Annotated in this window: 15 protein-coding genes; 9 read left to right on the forward strand and 6 right to left on the reverse strand. The window is 61.9% G+C overall.

The genetic code is table 11. The annotated features are described in order from the left end of the window. Positions 1-9: 9 nt before the first annotated feature. Positions 10-495, reverse strand: a complete 486-nt coding sequence (gene dut, locus ABIB36_RS09830) for a dUTP diphosphatase (RefSeq protein WP_354559725.1) — start codon at positions 493-495, stop codon at positions 10-12. 208 nt (positions 496-703) lie between these two features. Between dut and ABIB36_RS09835 the strand changes: the two genes are divergently transcribed. Continuing rightward, positions 704-1,156, forward strand: coding sequence for a DUF3093 domain-containing protein (locus tag ABIB36_RS09835; protein WP_354559723.1), 453 nt, complete (start codon positions 704-706; stop codon positions 1,154-1,156). A gap of 119 nt (positions 1,157-1,275) precedes the next feature. On the opposite strand, the gene ABIB36_RS09840 is transcribed toward ABIB36_RS09835, so the two are convergent. Further along, positions 1,276-1,578, reverse strand: coding sequence for a DUF4193 domain-containing protein (locus ABIB36_RS09840; protein ID WP_084348736.1), 303 nt, complete (start codon positions 1,576-1,578; stop codon positions 1,276-1,278). A 594-nt stretch (positions 1,579-2,172) separates the two neighbouring features. On the opposite strand from ABIB36_RS09840, the gene cei reads away from it, so the two are divergent. Next, a complete protein-coding gene (gene cei / locus ABIB36_RS09845; RefSeq protein ID WP_084348735.1) occupies positions 2,173-2,853 on the forward strand; it encodes an envelope integrity protein Cei in 681 nt (226 codons plus the stop codon). A gap of 24 nt (positions 2,854-2,877) precedes the next feature. Here cei and ABIB36_RS09850 read toward each other — a convergent pair whose 3' ends face one another. Further along, positions 2,878-3,726 (reverse strand): inositol monophosphatase family protein, encoded by an 849-nt coding sequence (locus ABIB36_RS09850; RefSeq protein WP_084348734.1) that lies wholly within the window; start codon positions 3,724-3,726, stop codon positions 2,878-2,880. Between the two features lie 267 nt (positions 3,727-3,993). Between ABIB36_RS09850 and ppgK the strand changes: the two genes are divergently transcribed. Together ppgK and ABIB36_RS09860 are read left to right on the forward strand one after the other, a co-directional pair. Beyond that, complete coding sequence (gene ppgK / locus ABIB36_RS09855) at positions 3,994-4,797, forward strand: polyphosphate--glucose phosphotransferase (RefSeq protein ID WP_354559656.1); 804 nt, start codon at positions 3,994-3,996, stop codon at positions 4,795-4,797. 123 nt (positions 4,798-4,920) lie between these two features. After that, a complete protein-coding gene (locus ABIB36_RS09860) occupies positions 4,921-6,297 on the forward strand; it encodes an RNA polymerase sigma factor (protein WP_084348732.1) in 1,377 nt (458 codons plus the stop codon). Between the two features lie 129 nt (positions 6,298-6,426). Here ABIB36_RS09860 and ABIB36_RS09865 read toward each other — a convergent pair whose 3' ends face one another. Continuing rightward, positions 6,427-6,786: a DUF952 domain-containing protein gene (locus ABIB36_RS09865; RefSeq protein ID WP_256895918.1), complete on the reverse strand. Its 360-nt coding sequence runs from the start codon at positions 6,784-6,786 to the stop codon at positions 6,427-6,429. Positions 6,787-7,097: 311 nt separating this feature from the next. Here ABIB36_RS09865 and ABIB36_RS09870 point away from each other — a divergent pair, with 311 nt between their 5' ends. Further along, the gene (locus ABIB36_RS09870) at positions 7,098-7,292 is read left to right on the forward strand and encodes a DUF7455 domain-containing protein (protein WP_084348730.1); all 195 of its coding nucleotides are present in this window, start codon (positions 7,098-7,100) and stop codon (positions 7,290-7,292) included. A gap of 125 nt (positions 7,293-7,417) precedes the next feature. Here ABIB36_RS09870 and ABIB36_RS09875 read toward each other — a convergent pair whose 3' ends face one another. After that, positions 7,418-9,160: a DEAD/DEAH box helicase gene (locus ABIB36_RS09875; protein ID WP_084348729.1), complete on the reverse strand. Its 1,743-nt coding sequence runs from the start codon at positions 9,158-9,160 to the stop codon at positions 7,418-7,420. Positions 9,161-9,372: 212 nt separating this feature from the next. Here ABIB36_RS09875 and ABIB36_RS09880 point away from each other — a divergent pair, with 212 nt between their 5' ends. Next, positions 9,373-10,566 carry a YihY/virulence factor BrkB family protein gene (locus ABIB36_RS09880; RefSeq protein WP_354559653.1) on the forward strand — a complete coding sequence of 398 codons (1,194 nt, stop codon included), beginning with the start codon at positions 9,373-9,375 and terminating at the stop codon, positions 10,564-10,566. On the opposite strand, the gene ABIB36_RS09885 is transcribed toward ABIB36_RS09880, so the two are convergent. Continuing rightward, positions 10,539-10,775, reverse strand: coding sequence for a DUF3039 domain-containing protein (locus tag ABIB36_RS09885; RefSeq protein ID WP_084348727.1), 237 nt, complete (start codon positions 10,773-10,775; stop codon positions 10,539-10,541). The two genes, ABIB36_RS09880 and ABIB36_RS09885, sit on opposite strands and share 28 nt — an antisense overlap. Before the next feature lie 83 nt (positions 10,776-10,858). On the opposite strand from ABIB36_RS09885, the gene ABIB36_RS09890 reads away from it, so the two are divergent. The 3 genes from ABIB36_RS09890 (at position 10,859) to ABIB36_RS09900 (ending at position 13,889) form a co-directional block, all read left to right on the forward strand. Next, positions 10,859-11,227: a DUF3099 domain-containing protein gene (locus ABIB36_RS09890; protein ID WP_084348726.1), complete on the forward strand. Its 369-nt coding sequence runs from the start codon at positions 10,859-10,861 to the stop codon at positions 11,225-11,227. Positions 11,228-11,278: 51 nt separating this feature from the next. After that, positions 11,279-12,769 carry a DUF7782 domain-containing protein gene (locus tag ABIB36_RS09895; protein WP_354559651.1) on the forward strand — a complete coding sequence of 497 codons (1,491 nt, stop codon included), beginning with the start codon at positions 11,279-11,281 and terminating at the stop codon, positions 12,767-12,769. A 148-nt stretch (positions 12,770-12,917) separates the two neighbouring features. Further along, on the forward strand, positions 12,918-13,889 hold the full coding sequence (locus ABIB36_RS09900) for a sigma-70 family RNA polymerase sigma factor (protein ID WP_084348725.1): 972 nt from the start codon (positions 12,918-12,920) through the stop codon (positions 13,887-13,889). The last annotated feature ends 137 nt before the right edge of the window (positions 13,890-14,026 follow it).

Consider the following 14,026-nt stretch of genomic DNA (forward strand, 5'->3'; position numbering starts at 1 on the left):
GTCAGGGTTTTATGTCTGTCGATTGGGGGCGACGCGAAGGCCCGCGTGTCCACCACTCGACCCGTAGCCGCCAGTCCCTCGTACCGTGTCGTCCAGAATCTCGACCTCGACGAAGGACACCAATTCGACCTTCTGCACGAGGAGCTGAGCTATCCGGTCCCCACGGACCAGTTCGATGCTCTCGCTCGGGTCGAGGTTGATCAGGCACACTTTGATCTCGCCTCGGTATCCGGCGTCGATAGTTCCCGGTGCATTCACGATCGAGAGTCCGGATTTCGCGGCCAGACCCGAGCGCGGATGAACCAAGCCCACCATTCCGATTGGAAGCGCCACTGCAATTCCGGTTCCCACCACCAAACGTTGACCGGGAGCGAGTGATGCATCGGCCGTGATGTGCAGATCTACCCCGGCGTCACCGTCGTGGGCTCGCTTCGGGACCGGAAGGCCTGGGTCGAGTCGTTTCAACGCGACAGTCGGTGGATCGACTTCGCCGATGTCGGCTGAGGCACTGTTGGGATCGTCGCTCACGTGCACCGAGACTACGCTGCCACGACGCTCGGTCCATCTCTTCCCTTGACGTACGGCTCTACGTGTTCGACAGGGATGCACGTATCCTGGACGAGTGCCACAGGAACAACATCACGATCTCGAACCCGCAGCCGTCCCGGATTCCGCGACGGGCACTGTCGTCTATACCGAAAAACTGTGGGTTCCACTGTGGTGGTGGCCGGCAGCGTTGGCTGTCGGTGCATTGCTCGCAGCCGAGGTCCACATGGGCGCGCCGGGAGTTAGGGCGTGGCTTCCGTATGTAATTCTGCTTCCGTTCCCGATCTGGGCTTTGTACTGGTCGAGCAGAATGACGGTCGAGGTAGTTCGCGACAACGACGGAGCTGGAGAGCTCCGCGTAGGGCGCGCACACTTACCCCTGGATGTGATCGCCAAGTGCGCTGCGATACCGGCGACAGCAAAAAGTGCGGCGCTGGGAAGGCAGCTGGATCCCCTTGCCTTCGTTCAGCACCGCACCTGGGTCAAACAAATGGTGTTGATTGTTCTCGACGATCCCGATGACCCCACCCCCTATTGGCTGGTCAGCACTCGGCGTCCGGACGACCTGTTGGCCGCCTTGGCTCAGCCCACCCCCGAAGACCACTCGTAACGGTCTTGGCTGAGCCACTCGATTCATCTCGCTCGATCTCATGTGGACCGGCGAATTACATCGACCCGAGCTGCCCGTGCGTCAGTTGTTCTGCACTTCGACCGCGTTCTCGTGCTCGGTCAGGCAGCGCAGTCTCTGCAGACCAGAACTCCGCCCGCATCACTTGCCAATCGGCTCCGGTGATGGACGAGGAAGCAGCTCGAACAGGTGAACTCGTCGGCCTGCTTCGGCACCACACGAACCGATAGTTCCTCCCCGGACAAGTCCGCGCCCGGAAGTTCGAATGATTCTGCTGTGTCTGATTCGTCCACATCGACCACAGCGGACTGCGCCTCGTTGCGGCGTGCCTTCAGCTCCTCGAGCGAATCCTCGGAGACATCGTCGGATTCTGTTCTTCTCGGTGCGTCGTAGTCGGTTGCCATTGTTCCTCTAACCCCTCGTTCTCTTGCATGTTTCCGGTGGTAGCTGCGGGCGACGTCCTAGCGTGATCGCCAGCGTGATGAGGGCGCTTACGTTGCTCCCACCGTCCTGTTTCTTTTCGGTTCGCACTACTGAACCGTGCTGCCGTTCGAGCCTTGTTCCTACACCTTCACTTGCACTGCGCGACTGCCCGAGTCGAGGCGTCCGAAACTACATCGGGTGTTGCCCGAATAGCTGTAATCGAAACCTGATCGAGACCTCACCAATCGCTCTTGCGGTCCACCGAATCGGCTCCGTTCTGAAACCACCGGGGCCGCCAGACAATAGCCGAGCGGCGAGAGAATAGCTAGGCCGAATCGCCGTGCAGCCTATTTTCACCTGACCAATCCGCAAGAACAACCTCGAGCGCCAGTACATTCCGCGAGCGGTACGAAGCGGCGCCGACGGCCAACCGAACAGCCCGAAGATAGCCGGAGTGTGCACCTTCGGACAGCGGCAGTGCCCTTCGTCTCCACCGCCAACTACAGTGGGCGTGCGCCGACACTCGTTCGACTCGGCGCAGCTTCGATTCTGCCGACGGAAAGGCTTTCCACACCGTGGTTTCTCTGATCACCGAGGGCCGATCGGCCGACGACCAAGGCCGTCCGTTTCGGCGCCGGCGAGCGTTTCCCATTCTGATCGTGCTACTCGTGCTGGCGCTCCTCGGTGTAGTCACCTGGATCCGAGTGTTCACGGCCGGCGAGGCTGCAACCACGACCGTGGCATGCAATGCACCCTCGACAGCACCTGCGAGCGATGGCACCGTGCCTGCACCGCTCGGCGAACGCGTCGACCCGACGACCCTGTTGGAAGTGGAACCGGCGCCGGTCGCGAACACGAAGGTTCGGGTGTTCAACGCGAACGGCGAACGCGGACAGGCAGCAACGGTGGCCGCCGAGCTCAGCGACTACGGATTCGCGAGCGCACCGGACGTCCAGGTCGGTAACGATCCCGTCTACCTGGATCAGAACATGCAGTGCCAAGGTCAGATCCGGTTCGGTGCGGCTGGGACGGCTGCCGCGAGCACGATGTGGCTGGCTGCCCCTTGCGCCGAACTCATCCAGGACGGACGCCCCGATGACACCGTCGACTTGGCTCTGGGAACCTATTTCAAGGATTTGCAGCCGAACCCGGACGCGGAGTCGGTCCTGCAGTCGCTGGCTGGAGTGACGCCCGGCGCCGCACCTGCCCCGCTCGACATCGACCTGCTCTCGGCCGCGCGCAAAGCTCCCTGCTGACCGAGTGCCGGCCGTCGGACTCGTTCAATCGGCCGGAATCGGATCCAGCGCACCCAGTTTCCGCAACGTTTCGATGAAATCAGCTGCGATACCGGGTGCGACCGCGACGGTGACCGCCCCACCCGAACTCGTGGAGTTGGGATCGGGCAGGAGAACCGTCGCACCGGCCTCCTCGGCGATGAGTGAACCCGCTGCCCAATCCCACGGGCTCAGCCCGTGTTCGAAATGGGCATCCACCGAGCCGGACGCCACCATGCACAAGTCCAGCGCTGCAGATCCGATCCGTCTGACATCGCGAACCAGTGGAAGCAATTCGCCGATGATGCGGCCTTGAACGGTGCGCCGCGCCGATCCGTATCCGAAGCCGGTGGCCACCAGAGCAAGAGGCACCTCGACAACCGGATTGCACACCAATTCTGTTGTGGTTCCGTTGGATTCGGTCACCGTCGCGCCATGCCCGCGCACCGCGGCATACACCTGTTCCCGCGCAACATCGACCACGACTCCGACCAGACTGACACCGTCGACCTGCGCAGCTACCGAAATCGCGTAGGCGGGTATTCCGTACAGAAAGTTCACTGTTCCGTCGATCGGGTCGAGCACCCAGCGGACGCCGTCCACCGTGTCGGTAGCTCCCCCGCCCTCCTCGCCCAGGATCGGGTCACCGGGTCGACGCTCTGCCAGCAAGACCCGAAGCAAGTCCTCGGTTTCGGTGTCGACGATCGTGACGGGATCGGTCGGAGTGCTCTTGGTCTGCACCGAATCGCCGTCCGTCCCCACGGCAACCGCCGGAGCACCGGGACCGAACACCTCGGGCCGCCTCGTACGCACATGGGCAGCTGCAGCAACGGCAACCTCGCGTGCAACCTCCATCAACTCCTTTGCGAGAGTTGAGCCCGGGTTCGATGACGACAAGTCCTGCGATACACGTGGGTTCGACACACGACCATCGCATCACACCACACAGGGCAACACCACTCGACGAGATTCGCGGTTGCGGTCCAATTGTCGAGTCGTCGACACATCGCCCACCGGATTGGACATCGAGGATCTATTCTCGGTAGTACAACAGTCTTCGAGTATGCAGATTCCAATGCACGAATTCATTGCACGATCCTCGACAACAGGAGAACGCGGCACATGACAGAGGCAGGTTCGGTATCGATCACAACCGACAGTGCACATCGGCACGGCTTCGGTGTCGACGTCGGCGGCAGTGGAATCAAGGGTGGGATCGTGGACCTGGTCACCGGGGAGTTGGTCGGTGACCGGCACAAGATCGAGACTCCTCAACCCGCAACCCCGGACGCCGTTGCAGGAGTCGTAGCGCAGATCGTGCAGCACTTCGGCTGGACCGGATCGATCGGCGTGACTCTTCCCGCCGTCGTCACCGGCGGGGTTGCGCGCTCGGCAGCAAATATCGACAAGTCCTGGATCGACACCGACGCAAGGGCCTTGTTCGCCAAGGCGATCGGCAACGACAACATCACTGTCCTCAACGATGCCGACGCTGCAGGTGTTGCAGAAGACCGCTTCGGTGGAGGCAAAGACCAGACCGGTGTCGTCGTGCTACTCACCTTCGGCACTGGAATCGGGTCCGCTGTTCTTCACAACGGTGTATTGCTTCCGAACACCGAGTTCGGACATCTGGAGGTCGACGGCAAAGAAGCGGAACATCGCGCCGCCTCGTCGGTGAAGGAGTCCAAGGATTTGTCCTACAAGGAGTGGGCCAAGGAAGTATCGAAGGTCCTCGAGACGTTCGAGGCTTTGCTATGGCCCGATCTTTTCATTGCCGGCGGGGGAATAAGTCGCAAGAGCGCGAAGTGGATTCCGCACTTGACCAATAGAACGCCCGTGGTGGCAGCCACTTTGTTGAACACCGCAGGCATCGTCGGTGCGGCTCTAGCAGCCGACACAGCGCGCGATACAGCCATCGACCGGTAACAAAGTTCCTGTGGGTCGTTACAATGGGGGAAGCCGGTCTGCACGCCGGCACATTCGACAAGACCTCTCCGCCGGAAACCACTCTGGCGTGACGCCGCACGACACCGTCACGAAAGGGCGTACGTGGCAGCCACCGATATTCGTCAGACCGTAGATTCAGCATCGGAGTCTGCGTCCACTGCACCTGCTGCGGAAGCACCGACCGGCACGACCCTGGAGGTCGGAGCTGCACCAGCGGCAAAGGTCGCGTCAGCACCGGCCAAGAAAGCCGCCGCCAAAAAAGCTCCCGCCAAACGCGCAGCAGCCAAGAAAGCTCCTGCGAAGAAAGCACCCGCGAAGAAGTCCACCGAAGATACGAACTCCGACGCTGATGCCCCCGGCATCGATGAGATCGACATCTCCGAAGGAGATATCGCCGCGGCAGCCAACGACGTCGTCGAGGTTGTTGCCGTGGGCGCAGACACCGAAGAAGAGTCGACCACAGAGCCCACTGCAGAGGACAAGGCGTCCGGAGACTTCGTCTGGGACGAAGAGGAGTCGGAGGCGCTTCGTCAAGCCCGTAAGGATGCCGAGCTCACCGCTTCGGCCGACTCGGTCCGCGCGTACCTGAAGCAAATCGGCAAAGTTGCACTTCTCAACGCCGAAGAAGAGGTCGAGCTCGCGAAGCGAATCGAAGCAGGCCTCTTCGCGACCGAAAAGATGCGCGAGTTCGCCGAAAAGGGCGAGAAGCTCCCCGTGGCCGCACGACGCGACTACACCTGGATCTGCCGCGACGGTAACCGCGCAAAGAATCACCTTCTCGAGGCCAACCTTCGACTTGTCGTATCACTGGCCAAGCGATACACCGGCCGCGGGATGGCCTTCCTGGACCTGATCCAGGAAGGAAACCTGGGCCTGATTCGTGCCGTCGAGAAGTTCGACTACACCAAGGGTTACAAGTTCTCCACGTACGCCACGTGGTGGATCCGTCAGGCCATCACCAGGGCCATGGCCGATCAGGCACGTACGATCCGCATCCCGGTACACATGGTCGAGGTCATAAACAAGCTCGGCCGTATCCAGCGCGAGCTTCTTCAGGACTTGGGCCGTGAGCCCACCCCCGAAGAGCTCGCCAAGGAAATGGACATCACGCCTGAAAAGGTCCTCGAGATCCAGCAGTACGCTCGTGAGCCGATTTCGCTCGACCAGACGATCGGCGACGAGGGCGACAGCCAGCTCGGCGATTTCATCGAGGACTCCGAGGCTGTCGTGGCGGTGGACGCCGTGTCGTTCACGCTGCTTCAGGACCAACTCCAGTCGGTACTCGAGACGCTGTCCGAACGAGAAGCAGGTGTCGTTCGTCTCCGCTTCGGTCTGACCGACGGACAGCCTCGCACGCTGGACGAGATCGGTCAGGTCTACGGCGTGACCCGTGAGCGTATTCGACAGATCGAGTCGAAGACGATGTCCAAGCTGCGGCACCCATCCCGTTCGCAGGTACTTCGGGACTACCTGGACTGATTCTCTACCGTCAGCGCAGAATGCCGTCGTCCACCTAGTGGGCGGCGGCTTTCGTGTATCCGGTCGCGAACATTCGGGCGGCATCGGTTCGGTAGGCACTGACAGTTCGCAGGCACGCGATGGGGACGATCAAAGCTTCGGAGGCCCGAACTGCCCATCCTCGTTCGGGGCATAGTCGACGACGCCGATGACCGCGGACGTGGGCAGTGGCCCGTAGAGATGCGGAAAGTGCATCGCTTCCGGATCCCCCGGCACGCCGGGCTCCCAGCACACTGGTGATCCGAGACGATCGGGGTCCACGAGAAGCAGGACCACATCGGTTCGTCCCGCAAATAGTCTGTTGGCGGGTAGATGGACCTGCTCCGCGGTGGACAGGTGCACGAACCCGATGTCGTCGAAACCAGGCGGCCGGATTTCGCTCGAAGCGCGCACGGACAGCCATTCTTCGATACTGCACAAGTGAAGCAGAACGGGCGAGGTGTCGGTCACGTCGTCATCGTACGAGACAGGTACGCCGAATCGACTCGTGGAGAATCGTTCGCATCGCCTGTCCGGCGATGTCGCGTCCGAAACGCCGATCGTCCACGAAATGGAATCAGCTGTAAGCGAACGCGGATTTCGGCAAAGCCCAACTGCCAGGGGCTTTCTGCTCATTTCTTGTTAGTGACAACACAAAGAAACACCCACGGGAACAACGCGCGACTGCCAAACGTCTGAGAGAGTGTACGGACCGCGCCATACCGACGCGGCGGACCGGCCCCAGGCGATCGCTTGATACCGAAAGCCAGTACGGAGGAGTCATGCCCGGAACATTGACCAGCCCACAATTGACAGCGACCGACCGGTGCGACCGGTGCGGCGCAGGGGCTCGTGCACGTGTTGTGCTCTCGACCGGTGGAGAACTCCTGTTCTGCGGCCATCATGCCAAGGAACACGAGGACCGACTGCGTGAAGTGAACGCAACAGTGATGACCGAATCGGACTCTGCAGTGTAACCGGCTCGCTCGTATCGGAAGGCGCATGCGCCGACTAATCGACAGTCATTCGACACCAGAACGGGTGGCCACGAGAAATCGTGGCCACCCGTTCTGCACTGTGTCCGGGATCCAACTTCTGCTCGTTACATCTTCCGCAGTTGAACGATCCGCTCGCTCAGCTGATCTGCGGTGGCCATGGCGGTCGGTGGCCCACCACAGATGCGCCGTAAGTCCCCGTGAATGATCCCGTGAGGCTTCCCGGTGCGATGGTGGTACACGGCAACCAGACTGTTGAGTTCACGACGAAGCCCGGCCAGCTGGCCGGCCGAGGACGCACGTTCGGACACCGCTATCGGAGCGGGGACGGACAATCCGGGTGCTGTCGGCTTGTCGATCTGTTCCTGCTGGCGTTGACGAAGCAGGTCCCGCATCTGTTTGGCATCCAACAGCCCAGGAAGGCCGAGGTAGTCGGCTTCCTCGTCGCTTCCCGAGAATGTCGCGGTCCCGAAAGAGGATCCGTCGTAGATCACCTGATCGAGCTCCGCGTCCGCACCGAGCGAGGTATACGCCTTCTCCTCCTCGCCTAGCTCGTCCTTCTGCTTGTTGGCATCGGCGAGCAACTCGTCGTCGAACCCGTCCTTTTCGCGATGAGGCTTACCCAAGACGTGGTCACGCTGCGCCTCGAGCTGACTTGCCAAGTCCAACAGAACCGGCACCGACGGCAGAAAAACGCTTGCGGTCTCGCCCTTGCGGCGTGATCGAACGAAACGACCGATGGCCTGAGCGAAATAGAGCGGTGTCGACGCGCTCGTCGCGTACACACCCACTGCCAATCGCGGAACGTCGACGCCTTCCGACACCATCCGGACCGCAACCATCCACTGTTGGGTGCTTTTCCCGAACTCGGCGATCCGCGCCGACGACGTCGGGTCGTCGGACAGAACGATCGACGGTGATTCCCCGGTGATCACCTCGAGCAGCTTGGCGTAGGCACGCGCAACGGTTTGGTCGGTGGCGATCACGAGTCCACCTGCGTCCGGCATGCCTCCGGCCCTCAGTTGCCCGAGTCTGGTGTGTGCGGCCAACAGCACAGCGGGCATCCAGTCGCCCTGCGGATCGAGAGCTGTCCGCCACGCCCGTGCGGTCTGCTCGGCACTCAGTGGCTCACCCAGTCGTGCGGTGAACTCTTCCCCGGCGTTGTCTCGCCACCGCGCCTCACCCGAATACGCGAGGAACACAACCGGCCGTACGACACCGTCGGCCAAAGCCTCGGAATAGCCGTACGAGTGGTCGGCGCGTGAACGCATCAACCCCTCGTCGTCCGGTTCGTAGTTGATGAACGGAATCGGGCTGTCGTCGCTGCGGAAAGGCGTACCGGTCAACGCCAGTCTGCGGGTTGCGTCACCGAAGGCCTCGCGGATGCCCTCGCCCCAGCTCTTGGCGTCACCACCGTGATGGATCTCGTCGAGGATGACAAGCGTGCGTCGAGCCTCGGTGCGCACCCGATGGCGGAACGGGTGTGAAGCGATCTGGGCATACGTGACGACCACGCCGTGGTAGTCACTCGAGGTCTGACCGGTCGAGTTGGAGAAGCGAGAGTCGAGCGCAATTCCCACGCGAGCAGCGGATTCCGCCCACTGGTGCTTCAAGTGTTCGGTCGGGGCGACGACGGTGATCTGATCGACGGTTCGGTGCGCCAACAGCTCCGATGCGACGCGCAAGGCGAAGGTGGTCTTACCTGCTCCCGGCGTCGCGACAGCGAGAAAATCCTTGGGTGAGGCCACCAGATATCGGGTCAGGGCGCGTCTCTGCCATGCGCGCAGCGGCGCGCCACCTGCCGAACTTTCGGTGGGTGCTCTTCGGTCTGTTGATTCGGCTTCGGTCATGTCAGCGCTCACTGGCCCGCCGGTTCCTGGCATTCGATCGAATTCCTCGCGCTCTCGGTTGCCCTGCAGTTCCCGCCGTGGAGCCTATCGCTCCGCACCGACCGATCTCGCATCGGAAGGAGCACCCGAGGGGCTCGATCGTTCGACTCCTCCAGCGACACGACGGGTGCAAACGGGCACTCCGAGCCTCGTTCAGGAATGCTGGAGGAATCATGAGTGATTCTGCAGGCGAAACACCACCGAGCGGGCAGTTGTCCAGGAGACGGCCGCTTCGATCCATCTGGGTTGTGACGCTTCGCACACTGACCAAGTCCTGGGACGACTCGATCTTCAGCAAAGCTGCGACTGCGGCGTTCTGGCAGACGCTCTCACTCCCGCCGTTGTTGCTTGGAGTACTCGGCAGTCTCGGGTTCGTCGCCGGCTGGTTCGGTCCCAACACCATCGACATCATCGAGTCGAAGATCATCACCTTCAGCAGCACGGTCTTCAGCGACAGCGTCGTCGACGGCATCATCACCCCGACCGTGCAGGACATACTCCAGCAAGGACGAGGCGAGGTCGTGTCCGCCGGTTTCGTCTTGTCTCTGTGGGCGGGATCGTCGGCGATCTCCACGTTCGTCGATTCGATAGTCGAAGCGCACGGCCAGCAGGATGCACGTCACCCGATTTGGCAGCGAGTCTTCGCCCTGCTGCTCTACGTGGCGTTTCTGATCGCAGCAGTGTTCGTCCTACCGCTGGTTGCGCTGGGCCCTACGTACGTGAAGCAGATCCTCCCGGGTTCATGGTTCGAAATCGGTACCGAACTGATCGACTTCTTCTACTACCCCGCCGTCGGACTGCTTCTCATCGCCGGATTGACCACGCTCTACAAGGTGGCGCTGCACACTTCGCTCCCGTGGCACCGACTTCTCGGAGGAGCGTTGCTGGCGGGCGTGTTCTTCATGATCGCCAGCGCGGTGCTTCGCCGCTATCTGACCTGGATCACCGGAACCGGTTACACCTACGGCGCGCTCGCGACTCCCATCGCGTTTCTGTTGTTCACTTTCTTCCTGGGGTTCGCAGTCGTTCTCGGCGCAGAGTTCAACGCGACCATCCAGGAGTTCTTCCCCGCGCGGGCGACCAGGATCGATCAGATGAAGGGATGGCTCGCTGCGCAGGCAGATTCCGAGGAGTCGGGGCCGGTGACAGCGGTCGCGTGGAGGTTGGCCACAGGCCCGATCCGGGTCGGACAGGACAGGGGGCGATCGAACAGGTTCAAGGAAGCATCGGGGAGTTCACCCTCACCCGACACCTCGGCGGAACCCGACGGCCCACCTCACCCGGGCCCTACCCCCAAAGTCCCGCCCTCCGGCGACCATCTGCAGGATCCGGACCGCGGTCAGTCGCCCTTCTTCAATCCCTCGTAGACCTTCTTGCAGTCTGGGCACACCGGCGAGCCTGGCTTCGCCGATTTGGTCACCGGGAAAACTTCACCGCACAGCGCGACGACGTGTGTGCCCATGACAGCACTTTCGGTGATCTTGTTCTTCTTCACGTAATGAAAGAACTTCGGTCGGTCGTCTTCCGTGGTTTCGTCCGGCGCGATCTCGGGGCGGTCTTTCGTCTGAGTGCTCATGATTCGATTATTCCGCATCCGTCGTTCTGAGACGAACGACGCCGACAAGTGCATTCCGGGTGAGGTAGTGCCACAGTGGAGGGATGACGAGAACCCAGGGGTTTTCCGGCTCGGCCGAGAGTGGATCGGCCCGTAACCCCACATTGATCACCGAGGCGCAGCAGTCGGTCGAAGATCAGCACAAAGCTCGCGTGCGGAAATACATGTTCATCATGTCTTTCCGTATCCCCGCGCTGGTTCTCGCCGCCGTGTCGTACAGCATGTGGGCCAATCCGTGGATAGCGATGGCGATCGTCGGGGTCTCCATCCCTCTCCCCTGGATTGCGGTACTCATCGCCAACGATCGCCCGCCGCGGACCAAGAACGAAGTGAGCCGCTACGACGGCCGACACGTCGAGTCGACACAGATCGAGGCCCGCTCCCATCGGGTCATCGACGCAAGCGAAGACTGACAGGCACGCCGGGTGGACACAGCGGTGCTCGCTGCCTGAAAGACTGTGTCGGTGACTGCAACACTGCTTTCTGCATGCCCATCTCTTCGACAAGCGTTCGAAACGAGTTCCTACAACGCCGACAGTCTTCTCGAAGCACTCGGAGATCACGCCCACGCCGCCCTGATGCGTAGCGAACCTGTCCCGGTGCGGCGCGAGAGCAAAGATCGTGGGCGCCTGGGTGTTCTGATTCGACTGTTCCTACTCGTCGACGACATCGAAGAGCTCGAGGCTGCCGAAGCCCTGTCCCCGCTCTCGATCGACGACGCTCTCGCAGCTGGAATCGTCGAGCGGGTCGAGCCTGATCGTGTGCGTGCCTTGCTCGACATTCGACCACTCGACGCCGGATACGGCACCCGCTGGATCTTCTCCGATCTCGACGGCAGCATGCGTCCACTACCAACCGCCACCGATCACGTACTGGGTGTCGGTCAGGCATCGCTCTCGCTACTTCGCGGAACTCCGACCACCCAGGTAGGAGATGTCCTCGACGTCGGTACCGGGTGTGGGGTGCAGGCGATCCACGCGGCCGAGTACGCCGACACCGTGACCGGTACCGACATCAGTGAGCGTTCGATGCTTCTGGCCGAGGCAACGTGTGCTCTCAACGGCAATGACATCGAGCTGCTGCGCGGATCCTGGTTCGAGCCCGTCGCGGATAGGACCTTCGATCGGATCGTTGCCAACCCGCCGTTCGTCGTCGGGCGCGGAACGATCGAACACAGCTACCGCGACTCGGGGATCGATCTCGACGGGGCGAGCAAACTGATGATCGAACAGGCCCCGAACCACTTGAAGCCCGGTGGTACTGCCGTCGTTCTGGCGTCCTGGATCCACGTCAGCGGCGAGGATTGGCGCGCGCGTGTCGCATCATGGATTCCCGATCACGGCGTGGATGCGTGGATCGTGCAGCGCGACGTTGCCGACCCAGCACTGTATGTAGGTACGTGGTTGCGAGACGGTGGGGTCGATCAACGGGACGTCGCAGGAGGGGGCTTGGCAGAGTCCTGGCTGGCGCACTTCGCCGAGGCCGAGGTCGAAGGCATCGGGTTCGGATTCGTCTATCTGCGCAAGACCGACCTGCCGAGCGATGTTCTGGCCGAGGACCTTCACCATGCATTCGAAGATCCGCTCGGCAACGAAGCGATCGCCTATTTCGACAGGGTCGCCTGGCTTCGTGAAAACGATCCCGCTGACGCCGTGTTCCGGCTCGATCCCGCGACGGCCCTCGAACGTGTCTATCTGCCGGGCGAAGACGGGTGGAGCGAGGAGGTCGTCCGTGTGTACCGCGGAAACGGGCCGAACTGGAAGCACGAGATCGACGAGTTGGGCGCACGCTTGCTCGCAGGAATGCGACCGAACGGTCTGGCGCTACGCGAATTGGTCGCACTGTTGGCCCCGGCGAACGATCTCGACGAGACCGACCTACTCGAGGGTGCCGTCGAGCTGATCACCGGCCTGTTCCGTCACGGACTCCTCGCGCCGGAGGGTGCAGAGGACTGAGTTCCAAGCCTGAACCTTCTCAGCAACTTCTCAGGACGGGCACGGGATAGACGCTGGTCAAGCGGGTATCAGAGGGTGGAGCGTGGGAACTTTTCGGGGACACCCGGACGTTGATCCCTATGAGACACCACCGATCAGGAGGCAAGTCATGACCAGCCCCAGCACTACGACCCGCCCACGTCCGACCGACGCCGATCTCGACGCACAGAGCCCGGCTGCGGATCTCGTCCGCGTCTATCTCAACGGCATAGGTCGCACCGCGCTGTTGACTGCGGAAGAGGAAGTGGATCTCGCCAAGCGCATCGAAGCTGGCTTGTATGCGAAGAATGTGCTGGAGAACACCAAGCGCTTGACGGCGGTCAAAAAGCGCAAGCTGGCGATCATCGTCCGTGACGGGAGTGCTGCTCGGAGCCATCTTCTCGAGGCGAACCTACGTCTCGTAGTGTCCCTTGCGAAGCGATACACCGGACGTGGCATGCCGCTGCTCGATCTGATTCAGGAGGGGAACCTCGGTCTGATTCGCGCTATGGAGAAGTTCGACTACGCAAAGGGCTTCAAGTTCTCCACCTACGCAACCTGGTGGATCCGGCAGGCCATCACTCGCGGAATGGCAGACCAGAGCCGGACCATTCGGCTACCAGTACATCTTGTCGAGCAGGTGAACAAGCTGGCCAGGATCAAGCGCGAACTTCATCAGCAACTCGGTCGCGAGGCCACCGACGACGAACTATCCAGCGAATCGGGAATCCCCGCCGCGAAGATTGCCGACCTACTCGATCACAGTCGCGACCCGGTCAGCCTCGATATGCCGGTCGGCAGCGATGAGGAAGCCCCACTCGGCGACTTCATCGAGGACTCCGAGGCTACTTCCGCCGAGAACGCGGTTATTGCGGGACTTCTTCACAGTGACGTCCGCACAGTGCTCTCCACACTGGACGAGCGCGAGCAACAGGTCATCCGTCTGCGGTACGGCTTGGACGACGGGCAGCCCCGCACGCTCGATCAGATCGGCAAATTGTTCGGTCTCTCGCGCGAGCGCGTTCGTCAGATCGAGCGCGAGGTCATGGTCAAGCTTCGGCAGGGCGACCGAGCGGAGAAGCTGCGGTCCTACGCAAGCTGAAGACTGTACGACCGCACTGACGAGTGGCGCAGCGGTGAAGATTCCTGCGGCCACACCCTCAGATGTGGGTGGCCGAGTCGGCTTCCTTCCCCCCTCTAGGAATGCCGACTCGGCCCCCGCTTTGCGTAGAAAGAGAA

The sequence above is a fragment of the Rhodococcus sp. UYP9 genome, assembly GCF_040547235.1.
Lineage (GTDB): Bacteria > Actinomycetota > Actinomycetes > Mycobacteriales > Mycobacteriaceae > Rhodococcoides.